18 protein-coding genes are annotated in these 19,758 nt (G+C 59.7%); 15 read left to right on the top strand and 3 right to left on the bottom strand.

Annotation, left to right across the window (positions count from 1 at the left end; translation table 11 throughout):
* Positions 1-4 precede the first annotated feature (4 nt).
* The 7 genes from ATY79_RS00855 to ATY79_RS00885 all read left to right on the top strand — a co-directional run bounded on the left by ATY79_RS00855 (position 5) and on the right by ATY79_RS00885 (position 7,063).
* Entirely contained in the window at positions 5-1,147 is a 1,143-nt protein-coding gene (locus tag ATY79_RS00855; RefSeq protein ID WP_088702649.1) for a response regulator/pilus assembly protein, read from the top strand.
* Positions 1,144-1,713: a L,D-transpeptidase gene (locus ATY79_RS00860; RefSeq protein ID WP_088702650.1), complete on the top strand. Its 570-nt coding sequence runs from the start codon at positions 1,144-1,146 to the stop codon at positions 1,711-1,713. Before ATY79_RS00855 ends, ATY79_RS00860 begins: the two co-directional genes overlap by 4 nt.
* A 15-nt stretch (positions 1,714-1,728) precedes the next feature.
* On the top strand, positions 1,729-3,183 hold the full coding sequence (locus ATY79_RS00865) for a CpaF family protein (protein WP_088702651.1): 1,455 nt from the start codon (positions 1,729-1,731) through the stop codon (positions 3,181-3,183).
* Positions 3,180-4,133: a type II secretion system F family protein gene (locus ATY79_RS00870; RefSeq protein WP_088702652.1), complete on the top strand. Its 954-nt coding sequence runs from the start codon at positions 3,180-3,182 to the stop codon at positions 4,131-4,133. The genes ATY79_RS00865 and ATY79_RS00870 overlap by 4 nt, the downstream gene beginning before the upstream one ends.
* Positions 4,134-4,140: 7 nt before the next feature.
* Complete coding sequence (locus ATY79_RS00875) at positions 4,141-5,085, top strand: type II secretion system F family protein (protein WP_088702653.1); 945 nt, start codon at positions 4,141-4,143, stop codon at positions 5,083-5,085.
* A 15-nt stretch (positions 5,086-5,100) separates the two neighbouring features.
* Positions 5,101-6,405, top strand: coding sequence for an AAA family ATPase (locus ATY79_RS00880; RefSeq protein WP_088702654.1), 1,305 nt, complete (start codon positions 5,101-5,103; stop codon positions 6,403-6,405).
* An 82-nt stretch (positions 6,406-6,487) separates the two neighbouring features.
* Positions 6,488-7,063, top strand: coding sequence for a hypothetical protein (locus ATY79_RS00885; protein ID WP_088702655.1), 576 nt, complete (start codon positions 6,488-6,490; stop codon positions 7,061-7,063).
* A gap of 118 nt (positions 7,064-7,181) precedes the next feature.
* Here ATY79_RS00885 and ATY79_RS00890 read toward each other — a convergent pair whose 3' ends face one another.
* The 3 genes from ATY79_RS00890 to ATY79_RS00905 form a co-directional block, all read right to left on the bottom strand.
* Positions 7,182-7,706, bottom strand: a complete 525-nt coding sequence (locus tag ATY79_RS00890) for a tetratricopeptide repeat protein (RefSeq protein ID WP_088702656.1) — start codon at positions 7,704-7,706, stop codon at positions 7,182-7,184.
* A 419-nt stretch (positions 7,707-8,125) separates the two neighbouring features.
* Complete coding sequence (gene hutC / locus ATY79_RS00900) at positions 8,126-8,848, bottom strand: histidine utilization repressor (protein WP_088702657.1); 723 nt, start codon at positions 8,846-8,848, stop codon at positions 8,126-8,128.
* A 57-nt stretch (positions 8,849-8,905) separates the two neighbouring features.
* A complete protein-coding gene (locus ATY79_RS00905) occupies positions 8,906-10,267 on the bottom strand; it encodes a formimidoylglutamate deiminase (RefSeq protein ID WP_088702658.1) in 1,362 nt (453 codons plus the stop codon).
* A 121-nt stretch (positions 10,268-10,388) separates the two neighbouring features.
* Between ATY79_RS00905 and hutI the strand changes: the two genes are divergently transcribed.
* The 8 genes from hutI to ATY79_RS00945 all read left to right on the top strand — a co-directional run bounded on the left by hutI (position 10,389) and on the right by ATY79_RS00945 (position 19,711).
* Positions 10,389-11,645, top strand: a complete 1,257-nt coding sequence (gene hutI, locus ATY79_RS00910; protein WP_088702659.1) for an imidazolonepropionase — start codon at positions 10,389-10,391, stop codon at positions 11,643-11,645.
* Positions 11,642-13,177, top strand: coding sequence for a histidine ammonia-lyase (gene hutH / locus ATY79_RS00915; protein ID WP_088702660.1), 1,536 nt, complete (start codon positions 11,642-11,644; stop codon positions 13,175-13,177). The genes hutI and hutH overlap by 4 nt, the downstream gene beginning before the upstream one ends.
* A 1-nt stretch (position 13,178) precedes the next feature.
* Entirely contained in the window at positions 13,179-13,979 is an 801-nt protein-coding gene (gene hutG, locus ATY79_RS00920; RefSeq protein ID WP_088702661.1) for an N-formylglutamate deformylase, read from the top strand.
* A 25-nt stretch (positions 13,980-14,004) separates the two neighbouring features.
* Positions 14,005-15,693 carry a urocanate hydratase gene (hutU, locus tag ATY79_RS00925; RefSeq protein ID WP_088702662.1) on the top strand — a complete coding sequence of 563 codons (1,689 nt, stop codon included), beginning with the start codon at positions 14,005-14,007 and terminating at the stop codon, positions 15,691-15,693.
* Between the two features lie 494 nt (positions 15,694-16,187).
* Positions 16,188-16,772, top strand: a complete 585-nt coding sequence (locus tag ATY79_RS00930) for a HutD family protein (protein ID WP_088702663.1) — start codon at positions 16,188-16,190, stop codon at positions 16,770-16,772.
* 213 nt (positions 16,773-16,985) lie between these two features.
* Positions 16,986-17,999, top strand: a complete 1,014-nt coding sequence (tauA, locus tag ATY79_RS00935; protein WP_088702664.1) for a taurine ABC transporter substrate-binding protein — start codon at positions 16,986-16,988, stop codon at positions 17,997-17,999.
* 69 nt (positions 18,000-18,068) lie between these two features.
* Entirely contained in the window at positions 18,069-18,860 is a 792-nt protein-coding gene (locus ATY79_RS00940) for an ABC transporter ATP-binding protein (protein ID WP_088702665.1), read from the top strand.
* Entirely contained in the window at positions 18,857-19,711 is an 855-nt protein-coding gene (locus ATY79_RS00945; RefSeq protein WP_088702666.1) for an ABC transporter permease subunit, read from the top strand. Before ATY79_RS00940 ends, ATY79_RS00945 begins: the two co-directional genes overlap by 4 nt.
* Positions 19,712-19,758 lie beyond the last annotated feature (47 nt).

Genomic DNA, 19,758 nt, shown 5'->3' on the forward strand with positions numbered 1-19,758 from the left:
CGAAATGACAGCTCACATGAACATTGCAGCATCCGCCAAGATACTGATCCTGTCCGACGACGCCGCGGCCGCAAGCTTCATGCTCGACGCGTTCGGTGCGCTATCGCGATATGATGTGAGCCATCTGGCATTGAAGGCCCTCGGCGAGAAGGGCCGGTTCGACCCAACGCAAGTCGACCTTATCGTTCTTGACGTTGACGATGGCGAAGCACTGCACCGCCCGGAACTGTTCGCGTTCCGCACCAGCCATCGCGACATTCCGCTGGTTGTCGTTTCTGAAAACCTGCCGGACGACATGCTGCGGCTGCTCTTTCGGCTGAACGGAAACGACTGGCTGAAGAAACCGCTCGAGCGGCGCGCGCTGATCGACATGATCTCGACCCATGCGCCTGGCGCCGGGGCCAGCGACAGCCGGGTGCATGCGGTGGTCTCGGCCGTCGGCGGTGCGGGCGCCAGCGTGATCGCTTCGTCGCTCGCGCACGTGCTTGCCCAGCCGACCAAGAATTTCACGCCGCGCGTCGATCTGTTCGACCTGGATTTCTCTTCCGGCGCACTCGGCTACTATCTTAATCTTGTCAACGACTACGACTTGAAGCCGGTCATCGCCAATCCTTCCCGGGTCGATCTGGAATTCATCGATCTGGTCCGCAAGCGTCATTCGGGCGGCTTTTCGCTGCTGTCCTTCAAGCAGCCGTCTGTCCTTCTGACGCCGAGGGGTGCAGAACTCGTGCTGCGCATGCTCGATGTGGCTGCCTTCGAGAGCGACCATACGGTTATCGATATTCCCTATTACGACACGCCGTGGAAATACGATGTCCTCAGTACGGTCAACAGCATCTGCATCGTCACCGAAATGACGATCCCGGCTCTTTCCCAGGCCAAGGATCTGTTTGCCAATCTGGTACGGTTGCGAGGCAGTTCGGAGCAGATATTCGTCGTCATCAACAAATACCGAACCAAGCTCTTCGGCCCGGGTGTGCGCCGGCAGCAAACGGAAAAGATATTCAAGGATATTCCCACTCATGTCATCAGGGATGATTGGGATACGCTCAGCGAGGCGGTCAACCGCGGGGTGCTGCCGGTTGACGTGAATTCCCGGGGCCGCTTCTGCAGCGCGGTCGGTAAACTGGGAGCACTGGTGCGATGAAGTCGCTCGGTTGTCGCATGCGGTCCGCCGCCATGAACCTCGGCCTTTCGGTTTGCGCGATCGCGGCCGCGGTTGCGGATGCGCATGCAAACGGCCTCGTGCCACGCAGCCTCGGACCAACATCAAGGGCGATGGTAACTGTCGAGCAGAGCTATCCGGCAGGGACGATCGTCATCGTCACCGATAAGCGGACACTCGACCTCATCATCTCAGGAAGTCGCGCGATCCGTTACAAAATCGGTGTTGGTCGCGACGGATTTCGCTGGAGCGGGACTGTTCGGGTCGGACGCAAGGAAGAATGGCCTGGCTGGCGGCCCCCGGCCGAGATGAAGGCGCGCTCGCCGGGACTTCCGAACCTGGTTCCGCCCGGGCCGTTCAATCCGCTGGGGGCGCGCGGAATCTATCTATACCGGGGTGAAGCCGACACCTTGTACCGCATTCATGGAACCAACGAGCAGTCGACGGTTGGCGGTTTCGCGTCGTCGGGCTGCTTCCGCATGAGCAACGCCGATGTGATCGATCTCTATGAGCGCGTGAAGGTCGGTTCCACGGTCATTGTAAAATAGTCAGGGGTGGAAGGCATGGCGAACGGCATCATGGGGCGTTTTTACAAACAGCGGGATCCGGAGAGCCAGGAGCGTGTGGAGGCACCCGAAGTGTCTCTCGCCGGCCCAGTCCAGAACGCACCCGCCTTGGCATCCGAGATCGGCAAAGCGCCAGCGATTGAGGAAGAGGCTTCGCTCGGACCGGACATGGTATCCGAGAGGGTCAATCTGCATCGCTATCTGCTCGATCGTATCAATCTCGGCATCCTCGACACGCTCGACAACGAGGAGATTGCAACTGAGATCCGGCCGCTGGTCAAAGACTATATCCGGCGCAACAACTTTCCGCTCAATGCCAAGGAAATCAATGATCTGATCCGCGACATTACCGACGAGATGTTGGGGCTCGGACCGATCGAGCCGCTGCTCACAGACGACACGATCGCTGATATTCTCATCAACGGCTACAATAGCGTCTACGTGGAACGGTCAGGCAGGCTCGAGCCGACTGCCGTGCGGTTCAAGGACGAGGACCATCTGCTGCGGGTGATCAACAAGATCGTCTCGGCGGTTGGCCGTCGCGTCGATGAATCGACGCCGATGGTTGACGCACGTCTCAAGGATGGCTCACGTGTCAACGTCGCCATCAGACCGATCTCGGTCGACGGGCCACTCGTTTCCATCCGCAAGTTCACCCGCAAGCCGCTGACGATGGAGCGCCTCGTGGAATACGGCGCCATGGCCGATGCGATGCGCATTCTTCTCAGCGCTGCGGTCAAAGGCAGGGTCTCCATGGTCATTTCCGGCGGCACGGGATCGGGCAAGACCACCTTGCTCAACGCGCTCTCGTCTCAGATTTCTCCGAAGGAACGTCTGATCACGATCGAGGACGCGGCTGAACTCCAACTGCAGCAGCCGCATGTCGGCCGGCTGGAAACCCGGCCGCCGACGCTCGATGGGCGCAACGAGATCCGTCAGCGCGAACTTTTGAAAAACGCGTTGCGCATGCGCCCTGATCGCATCATCGTCGGCGAAGTGCGCGGCGATGAAGCCTTCGACATGCTGCAGGCGATGAATACCGGCCACGAGGGGTCGATGACGACCATTCACGCCAATACCCCCCGCGACGCCGTCGGCCGGCTTGAACAAATGGTCGGCATGGCGGGGATGCCAATGTCGCAGCTCAGCATTCGCTCGCAGATCTCTTCCGCCATCACGATCATCGTGCAGGTTCAGCGCCTGAGCGATGGCAGCCGCAAGGTCGTCTCGATTTCAGAGATCACCGGTATGGAAGGTGAGGTCGTGCAAATGCAGGAGATTATGAAATTCAAGAAGACAGGCACCGATGAGAACGGGCGGCTTCGCGGAGAATTCCGCGCCACCGGCATCCGGCCGCGTTTCATCGAGGAATTTGCCGAACTCGGCATCGTGATCCCGGCGACAATATTCGAGCCCGGCAAACCGCTGCAAACCGGACCTGTTCAATCATGACCCTTGCCCTGCTTTACGCCACCGTATTCATTGCGACCCTTGTGGCCGTCGAAGCAATCATGCGCGGCTACTTCAGGACGTCCGAGCGTCACCGGGCAGTAAACCATCGGCTGAGCTTGCTTGCTGTCAGCAACGATCATCGCAAGACTTACCGCGACATGCTGAAGGAGCGCGGTGCCGACGGAAGCTGGCGCCAAATCCCACTGATGCAGCGCCTGCGGCAATTCTACACCCAGTCCGGTATCAAGCTCGATTTCGGACGATTTGCGCTATTTGCGATTGCCGGCGCAGTCTTGATATGGCTGGTCGTTCAGTTTCTCGTGCCGAATAACCTGGTTCGGGTTCCGGCCTTTCTTGTGATCTGCCTGCTGATCCCTGCGCTCGTCGTCTGGCGCGCCCGAGCAAGCCGCATGCGAAAATTTGCTCTGAAGCTTCCGGAGGCGCTTGATGTCGCCAACCGCAGTCTGGCCGCCGGCCATCCGCTGCCGGCGGCGATTGCTCTTGTCGCACGCGAGATGCCCGATCCGATTGGTACCGAGTTCGGCCTCCTGACGGACGAACTCACCTACGGCGTGACGCTCGACGACGCCCTCGTAAACATGTCCAACCGGGTTGGCGTCGAGGATCTCAACCTGCTTGCAATATCGCTGAGCGTACAAGCTGGAACCGGCGGCAATCTTGTCGAAATCCTGCAGAACCTTTCGAAGACGTTGCGCGACCGGACCATGCTGAAGGCGAAGGTGAAGGCGATCTCGTCAGAAGGGCGCATCACGGCGATCTTCATGTCGATCTATCCATTTCTGCTTTACGCGATGATCAAGGCGTTGTCGCCGACATACTTCGATCCCGTATGGGATAGCGGCTACGGACCCACCGTGGTGAGCGTGTTGCTGGCCATTATGGCCGTCGGGAATGTCATTCTCTACAAGATGGTCAATTTCGAGTACTGAGGTCGTCATGTCGAGTGAGTATGGTATCTACCTCATCGTCTTCTTTGCGGTATTGATTTTTTCTGCGGCAGCATCGGAATTGTTCTTCCGCCGGCGCGAGGTTGGCGTGCGGCTGTCGGAAGCAACGGCTGCAAGAGGTGAGGAATTCAACGTTGGCGATACGGCGATCGCCGATCTCGGCGAGGCGGAGAACCGCCTTATCCGGCGTTATTTCGAAATAACCCGACGTGATACGAACGCGAACTCCACCCAGAACCGGCTGATCCGCGCGGGCTATTTCCATGCCGGCGCGGTAACCACCTTCCAAATGATTCGAGCCCTGCTCTGTATCGGCGTCGCCGTTGCAGCGGTCTGGGCCCTCAATCGCTTCGCACCCGACATGTCGCGGTTGGCTACCCTGCTCCTCGCCATGTTTGCAGCCGGGGCGACCTTTGTTCTCATCAACATCTATATCGACCGTCGCGGCGGCGCCAAGGAGCGGGAGTATCGCCGGCTTTTTCCCGACTTCATGGACATGCTGATCGTCTGCCTCGATGCGGGGATGAGTATCGAGGCAGCGGCCAACCGTGTTGCCCGGGAATTCGTCGACAAACAGCAGGACTTCGGCCTGCATCTGTCGATCATGATGCTGGAAGTGCGAGGTGGCCGGCGGTTGCGGGAGGCGCTGGCCAATCTTGCCACCCGCCTCAGGATTGACGAGGCGCGGGCGCTTTCGGTTCTATTCCGCCAATCGGAGGAGCTTGGCACGAGTGTAACGCAGACGCTGCGCGTCTACAGCAAGGAAATGCGCGATCTCAGAATTGTTCGCGCGGAGGAAAAGGCAAACGCCCTGCCGGTCAAGATGCTGCTGCCGCTCGGCGCGTTCCTTTTCCCGGTAAGCCTCTTCATCGTTCTCGTTCCTATCGTTATCCGTGTCGTCAGTCTTCTTGTCGGCATGACACCCGGCGGTTGAGCCAAGCGAGGTTGTATGCAGTATTCGCTCGAACAGAATCAGACTGATGCCATGATTTCCCTCGATCCGCGGATGCCGATGGCACCGGCAAGCATCGAGGAAGCCGGCCTGGACCCGTCGTTCCTGCTTCGGCTGGCGTCAAAATGTGCAGCCGAGCAGGATACGATCACGGCATCGCATCTGGCTGACCGCATGAAATTGCCGAAAGTGATCGTCAATATTCTGATCAAGGAACTCGTGAAACTTGCCTACCTCGAGGCTCGTGGCCTGGCGGGTGAAGATGTGAGATCCGATATTCGCTACGCGCTTTCGATGAAGGGGTTCGAATATGCAAACGCGGCGCAGCGCCAATCCCAATATGTCGGGCCGGCACCGGTTTCGCTGGACGCCTTCTGCCGACAAGTAGGGTTGCAGTCCATCCATGACGAGCGTGTGACCCCAGAGCGGCTGACCGACAGCCTTGACGGGCTGGTGCTCTCAGCCTCGTTGGTTGAAAAGCTCGGCCCAGCCATGAACTCCGGTCGCTCCATCCTGCTTTACGGACCACCCGGAAACGGAAAGACCAGCATTGCGGAACGGACGTCGCAACTGTTTCGGCAAACAATCTGGGTGCCCTACGCGATCGAGGTCGGCGGTCATGTCATCAGCTTCTATGACGAGGCTGTGCATCAATCCGTAGCCGGGGCTGAAGCACGATCCTATCCGAAGGCTGATCAGCGATGGATCGAATGCCGTCGTCCTGTGATCAAGACGGGCGGGGAATTGACCCTCGATCTCCTCGATCTCACCTTCAACGAAGGGCCGAATGTCTATGAAGCGCCCATACACCTGAAGGCGTCCGGCGGCGTTTTCATCATCGATGACTTTGGGCGGCAACAAGTGGCGCCGCAGGCGCTCATCAATCGCTGGATCGTGCCGCTCGAGCGCGGATACGACTTCCTGACGCTGCACACCGGCAAGAAGTTCAAGGTTCCGTTTGACGAACTGGTCGTCTTTTCGACGAACATCGCGCCGAAGGATCTTTCTGACGAGGCAGGCTTGCGACGCCTGAAGTACAAGATCTTTGTGAACACGCCGTCCCGGGACGAATATCTGCGGATTTTCAAGTCGTACGCCAGCGGCACCGGATTGGGTGTCTCTGATTCTGACCTGAACCTTTTCTATGATCGCAGCTACAAGGGCGATGTGCTAGCATCCTGCTATCATCCGAAATACCTTCTGGATTTCGTCAGTTCTTATTGCGAATTCAATGGCCTGCCTCGAATCGCGTCACTCGATATGCTCGAACGGGCGTGGGAAGGGGTATTTACGTTGGAATGATTGCCGAATGGGAGGCGATCATGGCGTCTCCTTAGGACATTTTTGTAACGCTGATCTAATGACTCGCGGCGGAGTAAAGCAAATGACCAGCATCCCGGATCTCGAAGTCGACATGGACGGCTCAAAGCCACACAGTATGCGTACAACAGAGCAGAGAAGACCGAAAAATGCGCTACTCATCGGTATGGTCCTGATGCTCTTGCCCGTGAACGCGGGGGTTCTCATCTATACGGCCAAAAACTCGGCCGATGTTCGCGAGAGCCGCGAGACCATGGCCGCGCTTAAACGGTCCATCGATGGCCTGAGGGCACAAATGGAAAAACAGTCGCGCAACATCGCAGGTAATGCCAAGGCCGACGACGTCGCAAATATCCGCCAGGAGATGGATAACCTGCAAAAGACGATTTTGGCGATGAACGAACGGAGCCGCTACGAGGCAAGCGGCACACGCATGGGTTCAGCATTGGTCCTGAGCGCGCCAGGCAAGGAGCCATCGCAGTTTTTTGCACCGTCTCCCAGCACCCTGACAGCGGGAACCCAAACTCCAGATAGCAGTCTTGCGTCCATCGCTGCCAGTGGCATCGCAGTCAATGACCTGCCGCGTTACGAACGAACGCTTTCACCGGAAGGCCAGCTTATCCTCCGGAAGGCGCGGTAAAGGGCGCCTTCACGAAGGTTACCAAACAATCGCTGGACAGCCGGCGGAGTGCCTACACCAATGCGGCAAGGACGCTAAGCTGTTGGCATCTCGACGCGGCCTGTCGATCGTAAAGAGCCTATCCCCGCTGAGCGAAATTCACGCTGTTCCTCATCAATTCAAGATTGCGGGCGGTGACTTCGTTTGCAGGATCAAGCTCATAGGCTTTCAGGAAATACCGTCTGGCGCCTGGCAAGTCACCGCGTAAAAGGTGAGAGTATCCGATGTTGTTGTAGTAGACCGGGGTGTTTCCGATCATTCGCGACAGCCGTTGGTAAGCGCGGTCGGAGGTGTCGAAGCGGGCAACCATATCCGCGGAGGCTGCAAAACCTAGCCAAGCGGCCGGATCTTCCGGAAAAACGTCGACTGCTCGCTTGTAAATGGCGTAGGATTTTCCGTAGTTCTTTTCCTGAAACTGCAGTTTGCCGTTGGTGATCAACTCGTCGTTCTTGTAGAAAGCCACGGCTGACTCATCCTCAAGGGTCTTCGCACTATCGCCAAATGCAGCCAGGCCATCGAAACTGGATGACTGGCACCCGGCCAAAACGGCCCCACTCACCATCAAAAATGCAATGCATCTGGTCCGAGCTTTGATCTCAAACATTGGCAATTCGATCCCCCCGTCAGACATTCTTAGCAACGATTCGGATGCGTTCACGAGAAATCATCGTAAAAAAAAGCTAACAACTCAAGAATTTGGGTGGATAGTCGCAAAAAAGCGACAGGCGGCCTTTGCCGGCACGCCGAAGGATTGATCCAGCCCATGTCGCTCTGATCGTGACCGGCCCCACCATCGGGCGGCCGGCAGTTGCGCAAGCCGGCATTTCCGGCTCTTCGCTGCCACAGTTTCAGCGCGACTGGTCATTCCCGCCGCTATCCCAGTCGCCGCTTGGCACTTTTCCTTTTACCTGCGTCTTGTCGGCATGCATTTGCTCCCACTTGAGGATCATCAAACGCACGGCCCTGAATGGGTCGAACCTGGCGGCCCGCCGAACGGCCGGACAACGGTGCCGTCGGGGGATACTACTGCGAAGCCGGTGTGAAACGCGCCACCAGCGCATGCCGGTCACCGGGATAGGTAAAGCGTACGTGGGTGACTGGCCCGACATTGCTCCACGTGCGGCGCTCGACGACCAGGCAGGCGGTGTTGCGCGGGATATCAAGTGCTGCCGCCTCGTCTGACCCGGCCGAAACGGCGTGAATGCGGTGCTCGGCGCTGCTCCAGGGGATCTGATTGATGAGCCAGGCGCCTGGGGCCATTTCGGTAAAATCGGCGTCGGCCGCTTCAGGCACGGTCGACAGGCTGATCAGTCGCTCTTCCAGGCAGAACGGTCGGCCGCCGGCCTGATGGATACAGGCCACATCGACAACGGACGATCCTGGTGCGACGTCAAGCCGTTTAACGTCATCGTCCTTCGCCTTGCGCTGCTCGCGCTTCGAGACAGTGAAGGCGTAGGAAAGGTTCAGCGACTGGACCTCAGCCCTGATGTCGTGGATCTCGAGGACCGCCGATTGCGCCTGCGGCTGGGTGACGAAGCTGCCGGATTTCTTGCGACGCTCGATGAGGCCGGCTTTGGCGAGTTGGGTGAGCGCCTTGTTCACGGTCATGCGCGAACAGTCATAGTCCTTGGTGAGATCCACCTCAAACGGGATGCGGTGACCCGGCGGCCACTCGCCAGAAACGATGCGGCCTTCGATGTCGCTCACGATCCGCTGGTGCAAGGTTGTCTCCTTGCTTTCGTTCATCGTCACGCTCCGTCTAGTGCCTCCCGCTCTAATCTGTCTGAGGCGACCTGGAAAGCCCTATGCTGCCAGAAGCTCGCCCATCGCCTTCAGGAAACGCCGGTTGATTTGATCGCGCGCCACATGACGGCCGCCCGACACCTGCTTGCGGCCAAGCGCCCAGACGCTATCGACGGCCACGCCACCGGCAAAAACCCAGTGATCGAGCAGCTGGTCGCCGGAAAGGTAGGGCACGGCTTTGTTGTCGAGCGAAATGAGATCGGCATTGTGACCGACCGCGATCCCTCCCGGTGCCTTCAGTGCCACACCGCCACCTGTCATCGCATGGTCAAACAGGCTTCGAGCGGTCGAACCGCCTGGTGCAGCGACGACATTGCGAGCCTTGAGCGCCAGACGCTCGGAATATTCGAGCTGGCGCAGTTCGCCTGGAAGCGAGATCTGGACGTTGGAATCCGAGCCGACGCCAAGGCGGCCGCCTTCGTCGATGAAGAGCGGCGCCTGGAAGGTGCCGTCTCCGAGATTGGCTTCGGTAATTGGGCAAAGGCCGGCGACCGCGCCGCTTCGCGCCATGCCGCGGGTTTCGTCATCGGTCATGTGTGTTGCGTGAATCAGGCACCAGCGGCCATCGACGGGAGCGTTTTCAAGCAACCATTCAACAGGCCGTGCGCCCGACCAGGCGATGCAATCTTCCACTTCCTTGACCTGCTCGGCGATGTGGATATGGATCGGCCCGTCACCGGCCAGCGGCACGACCTTGATGAGTTCCTCAGGCGTTGCGGCGCGCAGGCTGTGCGGGGCAAGCCCGAGCTCGGCACCGGGAAGCGCGCCCGTCACTTTGCGGCAGCCGTCCATCAATGCGGCAAAGCTGTCCAGCGAATTGACGAAGCGCCGCTGGCCGTCAATCGGTGCCGCCCCGCCAAAGCCTGAATGGGCATAAAAGACCGGAAGCAGCGTCAAGCCGATGCCGCTGATGCTCGCCGCGGCCCCGATGCGCTCGGCAAGCTCGGCAATATTGGCATAGGACGTGCCGTCCTTGTCGTGGTGCAGATAGTGAAATTCACCGACGCGGGAAAACCCGGCCTCCAGCATTTCCATATAGAGTTGGGCGGCCACCGCCTCGACATGCTCAGGCGTCATGGAGAGGGCGAATTTGTACATGACCGTGCGCCAGCTCCAGAAGCTGTCGTTGGCCGGTCCGCGCACTTCAGCAAGACCAGCCATTGCGCGCTGGAAGGCGTGGCTGTGGAGGTTGCCCATCGCAGGGACAAGCGTGTCGTGATGCTCATCGCCGGGCTCGGCTGCAACGCCGGTTTCGACGCTGGCAATACGGCCATCGGCGATCGTCAGGCGCACATCCTTTTGCCATCCGTGCGGCAGAAGTGCTGCGCTTGAGTGAAGTCTGGTCGCTACCGTCTGAGCCATAACGCTTTTTCTCCTCTTTGGCGCCGCGCATCTTTCTTTTCCATGGAGACGCACAAAATTTCACTTGTCACCCGTTTATTATGTATATACATGTTTCCACATAAAGGAAGGCGCAAAGCTGATGAATGGGAACAAATTTTCAGGCGATGAGGCATCCGGTCGCCCACATCTGTGGCGGAATGCGCGACTGGCGACGCTCGACCGGCAAAAGCCGGGTCTCGGCATCATCGAAAAAGGAGCCATCGTTACGGAGGGCGGTCGCATAAGTTTCGTCGGACCGGAGGCCGACGTGCCAGTGTCGGCAATAGAACGAGCCCAGATCACGGATCTTGAAGATCGCTGGGTCACACCTGGCCTCGTCGACTGCCATACACACATCGTCTATGGCGGCAATCGCGCCCGCGAATTCGAAATGCGGCTGGAGGGCGCGACCTATGAGGAGATTGCGCGCTCCGGCGGCGGCATCGTCTCATCCGTCAAGGCAACAAATGCACTTTCGGTGGAAGGCCTCGTCGAGGCGGCACTTGCCCGTCTGGATGCGCTTATTTCCGAAGGTCTGACGACGATTGAGGTCAAGTCCGGCTACGGGTTGAACGTCGACGGCGAATTGAAGATGCTGCGCGCTGCCCGCCAGCTCGAGCGCCTCCGTCCGGTCCGGGTCGTGACCTCCTATCTCGGCGCTCATGCGACGCCGGTCGAATACAAGGGCCGCAATAACGACTACATAACCGATGTCGTCATCCCGGCCCTCGAATATGCCCATGGCGAGGGCCTGGTCGACGCTGTCGATGGCTTCTGCGAGAAGATAGCCTTTTCGACGGCCGAGATAGCGCGGGTCTTCGACAAGGCCGAGACGCTCGGCCTGCCGGTCAAGCTGCATGCGGAGCAATTGTCGAACCTCGGGGGCGCGAAACTCGCAGCGTCCTATGATGCGCTGTCTGCCGATCATCTCGAGTATCTCGATGCGGAAGGCGCCGCCGCGATGGCAGCGGCTGGTACGGTCGCTGTCCTGCTGCCGGGCGCCTTTTATGCGATCAACGAGAAGCAGAAACCGCCGGTTCAGGCGTTGCGCGATGCCGGCACCCGGATCGCCATTGCCACTGACTGCAATCCGGGGACCTCGCCGCTGACCTCGCTGCTCCTGACGATGAACATGTCAGCGACCCTCTTCGGCCTTACTGTCGAGGAATGCATCGCCGGCGCGACCCGCGAAGGCGCACGCGCCCTCGGGCTTTTGGACGAAACGGGCACGCTCGAACCGGCCAAGTCCGCCGACTTTGCGATCTGGGATATCGAGAGCCTTGCCGAGCTCGTCTACCGCATCGGTTTCAACCCGCTTCATGCACATGTCTTCAAGGGCGAAAGGATCGACCGTTGACCATTACCCTTCATCCCGGCTCCGTTTCGCTCAAGGATCTGGAGACGATCTACTGGACCGGTGAGCCGGCAAAACTCGACGCATCCTTTGATGCCGGCATCGTCAAGGCCGCCGCACGCATCGCCGAGATTGCTGCCGGCAATGCCCCCGTTTATGGCATCAATACCGGTTTCGGGAAGCTCGCCTCGATCAAGATCGACAGCGCCGATGTGGCGACGCTTCAGCGTAACTTGATCCTCTCGCATTGCTGCGGCGTCGGCGCGCCGCTGCCTGAAAACGTCGTTCGCCTGATCATGGCCCTGAAGCTGGTCTCGCTCGGTCGTGGCGCGTCTGGCGTGCGACTTGAATTGGTGCGGCTGATCGAAGGCATGCTGGAAAGGGGCGTTATCCCGGTCATCCCGGAAAAGGGTTCGGTTGGCGCCTCTGGCGACCTTGCCCCCCTTGCCCACATGGCCGCCGTGATGATGGGCGAAGCCGAAGCCTTCTTTGCCGGCGAGCGTCTTGCCGGCGGCGAGGCCCTTAAAAGGGCCGGGCTGAACTCCGTCGTGCTCGCTGCAAAAGAAGGCCTCGCACTGATCAACGGTACGCAAACGTCAACGGCACTGGCGCTTGCCGGTCTCTTCCGGGCTCATCGGGCAGCACAGGCAGCCTTGATCACCGGAGCCATGTCGACGGATGCAGCCATGGGCTCGTCGGCGCCCTTCCATCCGGATATTCACACGCTGCGCGGCCATAAGGGCCAGATCGATACGGCTTCAGCACTACGGATGCTTCTCGAAGGCTCGGTCATCCGCCAGAGCCATATTGAAGGCGACGAGCGCGTTCAGGATCCCTATTGCATTCGCTGCCAGCCGCAGGTTGACGGCGCCTGCCTGGATCTGCTGCGCTCGGTGGCGCGGACATTGGAAATCGAAGCGAATGCCGTCACCGACAACCCGCTGGTGCTTTCGGACAATTCTGTGGTCTCTGGCGGCAACTTCCATGCCGAGCCGGTTGCTTTCGCGGCGGACCAGATCGCGCTTGCCGTCTGCGAGATCGGCGCCATCGCACAGCGGCGCATCGCCCTTCTGGTCGACCCTGTGCTGTCCTACGGTTTGCCGGCATTCCTGGCAAAGAAGCCGGGTCTGAACTCCGGACTGATGATCGCTGAGGTAACGTCGGCGGCGCTGATGTCAGAAAACAAGCAGATGTCGCACCCGGCCTCGGTCGATTCGACGCCGACGTCGGCCAATCAGGAAGACCACGTCTCCATGGCCTGCCACGGCGCCCGTCGCCTGCTGACGATGACCGACAATCTCTTCAACATTATCGGCATCGAAGCACTGACGGCGGCCCAGGGCGTGGAGTTCCGTGCCCCCCTGACAACCAGCCGTGAACTGCAGAAGGCGATTTCGACGATCCGCAGCGCAGTGCCGACACTGGAGCTCGATCGCTACATGGCAAACGACCTCCAGGCTGCAGGCGACCTCATTGCGACGGGAGCACTCAATGCATCCGTCTTGCCCGGTATCCTGCCCGTCCTGGAGAGTTGACATGGCCGTATTCGAAGTCAAACAGGGTTCATCTCCTGTTATCCTCGGTTTTCCCCACACGGGCACCGAGGTTCCGACCGACATCTGGGAGCGCCTGAACGAAAACGGCAGGATTCTTGCCGATACCGACTGGCATATCCATCACCTTTATGATGGCTTGCTGCCAGACGCGACCACCGTGCGCGCAACGTTCCACCGCTACGTGATCGACGCAAACCGCGATCCGGCAGGCGCCAGCCTCTATCCCGGCCAGAACACCACGGGCCTGGTTCCTGAAACGGATTTTGACGGCAAGGCGATCTGGAAGGATGGGCAGGCGCCGGGCGAGGCCGACATTACAGCGCGGCTGCGGGACTTCCACGCTCCCTACCATGCGGCATTGGCCGCCGAGATCGAGCGCGTCAGAGCAATGCATGGCGTGGCAATCCTCTACGACTGCCACTCGATCCGCTCGCATATTCCCTTCCTCTTCGAAGGCAAGCTGCCGGATTTCAACATCGGCACGGATATCGGCAAGACCTGCGACGGTGCTATCGAGCTGGCAACGCTCACCGTGGTCGAGGCTGCCGAGGGTTACGACAGTGTGCTCAACGGCCGCTTCAAGGGTGGCTGGACGACACGCCACTACGGACGCCCCGCCACAGGTGTGCACGCGATCCAGATGGAGCTTGCGCAATCGACGCATCTTGAGACTGAAGCGCCGCCATTTGCCTACGACACTGCCAAGGCAAAGCGCCTTCGCACTCACCTCAAAGACATTCTGGTGCGCATCGAACAGATTGCACCGGGCCTGAAACGATAACGATCACTCACAGGGGGAACCCCGCATGACCTCAAACCCACGCCACAACATTCGCGAGATACGCGCGCCGCGCGGCAACGAGCTCAATGCCAAGAGCTGGATGACTGAAGCACCGCTTCGCATGCTGATGAACAACCTCGATCCTGACGTGGCAGAAAACCCGAATGAACTGGTGGTCTATGGCGGCATCGGCCGGGCGGCCCGCACCTGGGATGACTTCGATCGCATCGCAGCGACCCTGAAGACGCTGAACGAGGATGAAACGCTCCTCGTGCAGTCCGGCAAGCCGGTCGCCGTCTTCCGCACCCATAAGGATGCCCCACGTGTCCTGATCGCAAATTCCAACCTCGTGCCGCATTGGGCGACCTGGGATCATTTCAACGAACTCGACAAGAAGGGCCTTGCCATGTATGGCCAGATGACGGCCGGGTCGTGGATCTATATCGGCACGCAGGGCATCGTTCAGGGCACTTACGAGACCTTCGTCGAGGCCGGCCGCCAGCACTACAATGGCAACCTCAAGGGCAAGTGGATCCTGACTGGCGGTCTTGGCGGCATGGGCGGGGCACAACCACTTGCAGCCGTCATGGCAGGTGCTTGCTGCCTGGCCGTCGAGAGCGACGAGACGCGCATCGATTTTCGCCTCCGCACCCGCTACGTCGACGAAAAGGCAAAGACGCTCGATGAAGCCCTGGCGCTGATCGAGAAATGGACGAAGGCCGGTGAGGCAAAGTCCGTCGGCCTGCTCGGCAACGCCGCCGAGATCTTCCCGGAACTCGTTCGTCGCATGAAGGCCGGTGGCCCACGCCCCGATATCGTCACTGACCAGACCTCCGCGCACGATCCACGCAACGGCTACCTACCGGCCGGCTGGACCGTCGAGGAGGCCAAGGCCAAGCGCGAAAGCGATCCGAAGGCTGTGGAAGCTGCAGCGCGCGCCTCCATGAAGCTGCACGTCGAAGCCATGGTCGCCTTCTGGGATGCCGGCGTCCCGACACTCGACTATGGCAACAACATCCGCCAGGTTGCTAAAGATGAAGGTCTTGAGAACGCCTTCGCCTTCCCCGGCTTCGTGCCGGCCTATATTCGCCCGCTGTTTTGCCGCGGTATCGGTCCATTCCGTTGGGCCGCACTTTCCGGCGATCCGGAGGATATCTACAAGACCGATCAGAAGGTGAAGGAACTTTTGCCCAACAACAAGCACCTGCACAACTGGCTGGATATGGCCAGGGAGCGGATTTCGTTCCAGGGACTGCCGGCCCGCATCTGCTGGGTAGGTCTCGGCGATCGTCATCGCCTCGGTCTTGCCTTCAACGAAATGGTCAAGAATGGCGAACTGAAGGCGCCGATCGTGATCGGCCGCGACCATCTCGACTCAGGCTCGGTCGCTTCGCCGAACCGCGAGACGGAAGCGATGAAGGACGGTTCGGATGCCGTCTCTGATTGGCCGCTGCTCAACGCCCTGCTCAACACGGCGTCGGGCGCGACCTGGGTGTCGCTCCATCATGGTGGCGGCGTCGGCATGGGCTTCTCGCAGCATTCCGGCATGGTCATCTGCGCCGACGGGACGGACGATGCGGCGCGGCGCCTGGAGCGCGTGCTCTGGAACGACCCGGCGACCGGCGTCATGCGTCATGCCGATGCGGGCTATGAGATCGCCCTTGATTGCGCCAGGGAGCAGGGCCTGCGCCTGCCGGCAATTCTCGGAAATTGATCTGTTGCGCCGGGCCTCAAAATTCCATGGGGCCCGGACTGCAGCACGGCCCGATCGACCGTGACCAAAGGAATGCCTTCGATCTTTGACTGGGCAATTGGGATACGGTCGAAGGGGTCCTTGTGGCCCGCTGTCGCCGGCCGCCAAGATTAGTATGTGAGTATCAAGGAGCAGCCTCATTCGGGACACCGTTTTCCCTCGCTGAACTCTCCCCGATCTCATCCGCCTTCGTGCTATCGAAATTATCGGGTACCGAGATCTGCCCTTCATGAAGTCAATCCGCCGCGTCTTCGGGGCATCGGCTTTCTCCAGGGGGCGACTTTCACCAAGGGTTTGCCGGCTCTGACTATGATGAATAGCTCACCTTTCGCGGCCGTATCGACAAGCTGCCACAGAGCCTCTTCGCTTGGTGGATGTTCACCGTCTGCATGGCTCGATAGACCTGGTCCACTAACCTTCGTTTACGCTACCCCCCTTTGCGACATGGAGCCCAAATGATCCGCGCCACCGTCCTCAGATCCAGTACCTATCGCCGTATGCCATGGAAGAATGGTGGCGGCGAGACCGTCGAAATTGCCGTCTCGCCGGACGGCGCGGCGCTGTCTGATTTCGATTGGCGTATCAGCATGGCCGCCGTTGCGACGGATGGGCCGTTCTCGATCTTTGCCGGCATCGACCGCACGCTCTCAATCCTCGATGGGAATGGCATGTCGCTGACGATCGGAGGTGAGGCTCGGGTGCTGCTGACACAAGACAGTGCTCCCCTCGCCTTTCCCGCCGACATCTCAGTTTCGGCAACGCTTGCCGATGGACCGATCCTAGACCTGAACGTCATGACCCGGCGCAACGGCTTTGGCCATCGGGTCGAGAGGGCTGACGTCAATTCCACGGTGACGGTGCATCCGGCAGCGCCGACACTGTTTGTCCTGTGTCACCAGGGAACCCTCACCGTCGATTGCAGCGGTGAACACGCCGATCTTGGCCCCAAGGACGCAGTCGTGCTTGAGCAAGCCAAAGGCAAGGATGTCGTGATCAGCGGTAAAGCGCGCTGCTTTCTGATTTCCATCGATCCGATCTGACGGGCGTCCTCGATAAGGACGACGGCCTTTGGCGGGCCTAGGTTGGCCAAGGCTCGAATGTTTGCCCCGCAAATCAATCAAAAAACATTATTGTCCGTATAGTCTATAAAATAGATAGTTTTATCTATTTACGCCGAAGCATCCGCCCTACGGTTTTAGCGTCGAAACAAGTTCAAGCGCTGAAGCTGACGCTCAGCTGCAAGGGGGCGAAACATGAAAATCAGGACACTATTGGCGGCGATCACTCTCGGTTCCGCCAGCTTGCTGGCAGCGTCTGTTGCCCAGGCAAACGACAAGAAAGTGGTCGTCGCCTATCAGACCGACGCACTGCCGTCCTCGGTCGCAATTGCCAATGGCGACCTCGCCAAGGCAACCGGCTATGAGATCGATTTCCGCAAGTTCAACTCAGGGGCCGAAATCTTTGCGGCCATCGCCTCTGGCGATGTTGCGGTCGGCTATGTCGGCTCGAGCCCGTTTGCCGCTGCAATATCCCGCGGATTGGAGGTCAAGGCCTTCTACCTCTCCTCGATTTCGGGCATCGACGAGGCGCTCGTGGTTCGCAACGGCTCGGGCATATCCTCTCTGTCTGACCTGAAAGGCAAGAAGCTTGCTGCCGCGCCGGTCTCCACCGACCATTATCAACTCCTGGCCCTGATCAGGTCGCTGGGGCTGACCGAAAAGGACGTGCAGGTCTTTGCAATTCCGCAGCCGGAAATCGTCGCCAGCTACAACAGGGGTGACATCGATGGCGGCTTCGTCTGGGACCCGGCTCTGACTGAGCTGAAAAAGAGCGGCAAGGTGCTGGTCACCTCAAAGGACGTCGCCGACAAGGGCGCTCCGACCTTCTCCGCCTGGGTTGCCGCATCGAAGTTTGCAGATGAGAATCCGGCGTTCCTGAAGAGCTTCGCCAGCGTCATCAACAAGTACTACGCCTCCTTCGCAGCCGATAAGAAGGCTTGGGATGCCGACAGCGAGAACGCCAAGCTGCTCGCCAAGACACTTGGCGGAACGCCCGAACAGCAGGCTGCCGCACTCAAGAACCTGACCCTTCTGACGCCTGAGGTGCAAGCATCCGAAGCCTGGCTCGGCGGTGGCGAAAAATCGGGCGCTGCCAAGATCCTCAAGGATACGGCCGCCTTCCTGAAGGATCAGGGCAAGGTGAGCGAAGTGCTGCCGAGCTACGCGGCTTTTGTCACGCCGGATGCACTCGTCAACGCAAGTAACTGAAATAACATATAATCCCCCCTTCCCGCTGGCGCGATATCGCGCCAGCGCACCAATATGAAGAGACGGCACATGCTCAAAGTCGATCACGCAAGCGTCTATTTCAGGACGCGGGATGGCAGCACGGTCCATGCCCTCGATCGCGTTTGTCTCGATATTTCGGACAACAGCTTCGTCGTGGCACTCGGTGCCTCGGGTTGCGGCAAGTCCACACTTCTCAACGCGATTGCGGGCTTTCTACCGCTTTCGTCAGGCGCCATTACTCTTGACGGACGACCGGTCACGCATCCCGGCGCGGAGCGCGGCGTCGTCTTCCAGAAGGACACGCTGCTGCCTTGGAAGTCGGTCGCCGACAATGTCGCGCTTGGCCCGCAGTTTGCGAAAGTTCCAAGGGCTGTGCGGCGCGCCCGCGCAAAAGAGCTTCTGGATCTGGTCGGTCTGAAAGACTTTGCAAACGCCTTTCCCTACGAATTGTCCGGTGGCATGCGCCAGCGCGTCGGCATTGCCCGCGCCCTTGCTGCCGATCCCGAAGTCCTCCTGATGGACGAGCCGTTCGGTGCGCTCGACAGTCTCACTCGAGAACAGATGCAAGAACTGCTCGTATCGATTTGGAAAGCCACGGGAAAACGCATCTTCTTCATTACGCACTCGATCGAGGAAGCTCTTTTCCTCGGCACGCAGGTCGTGGTGATGTCGCCGCGTCCAGGCCGTATCGTCGCGCGCTTTGATCTCGATTTCGTCAGGGAGTTTGCCCGAACGGGCGACGCCCGATCGATCAAGACCGCGCCAGAGTTTGCCGGTTTGCGAGAAGAAATCCGGACCATTCTCCACGGCTCCGACGAGATCAGGAGTGCGGCGCAATGAGCAATGTCATCGAAACGACAGGCGTTGTCGTCCGGGCCGAGCCAAGGCAGGCGAAACCCGTTCACATGAAGGGGTTCGGCTCCGGCGAAACCAGCACGTTCGTGATCAGCCTTGCAACGGCAGTCGTTTTGACTGGCACCTGGTGGGGCGTCGCGAAACTTGGATTGGTGCCGCGGCTCTTCCTGCCAACACCGCAGGAGGTTGTCACGCAGATCGGCGCTGTCTATCGCAACGGCTATGCGGGAGCCTCGCTTGGTGAACATGTTTCGGCAAGTCTCTTCAGAATCGCGACGGCGGCGGCCATCGCCATCGCGGCGGGCATCCCGATCGGCTTGCTGATGGGGCTCAATCGCTGGGCAAAGGGTATCTTCGATACGCCGATCGAATTTTACTGGCCACTGCCACCGCTTTCCTATCTGCCGCTGATGATCATCTGGCTTGGGATCGGTGAGACGTCGAAGGTGACGCTTCTGGTGCTCGCGATGTTCGCACCGATCTGCCTTTCGGCACAGGCCGGTGTTCGCTCGCTGCCGATCGAGCGTGTCAATGCGGCGCGCGCTCTTGGTGCCCGGCCCTTGCAGCTTCTTGTCAGCATCGTCTTGCCATCGGCGCTGCCGGAGATCCTGACGGGCATCCGCATTGCGCTTGGCGTCGGCTGGGGTACGCTTGTCGCGGCTGAACTGATCGCCTCCAACCGCGGCATCGGCTACATGATCATGTCGGCTTCCCAGTTTCTGGCGACCGACGTCGTCTTCGTCGGCATCGCCATTATCGCCGCCTGTGCATTTGCCTTCAGTGCCACCGTTCGGCTCTTGGAAGCCACCATCGTTCCGTGGAAAGGTAAGAGCTGACAAGGGCTCACGACCACCCCTTGTCGCTTACGACCTGCCGGGTCTTG

The sequence above is a fragment of the Rhizobium sp. R693 genome (genome assembly GCF_002211315.1).
Taxonomy (GTDB): domain Bacteria; phylum Pseudomonadota; class Alphaproteobacteria; order Rhizobiales; family Rhizobiaceae; genus Rhizobium.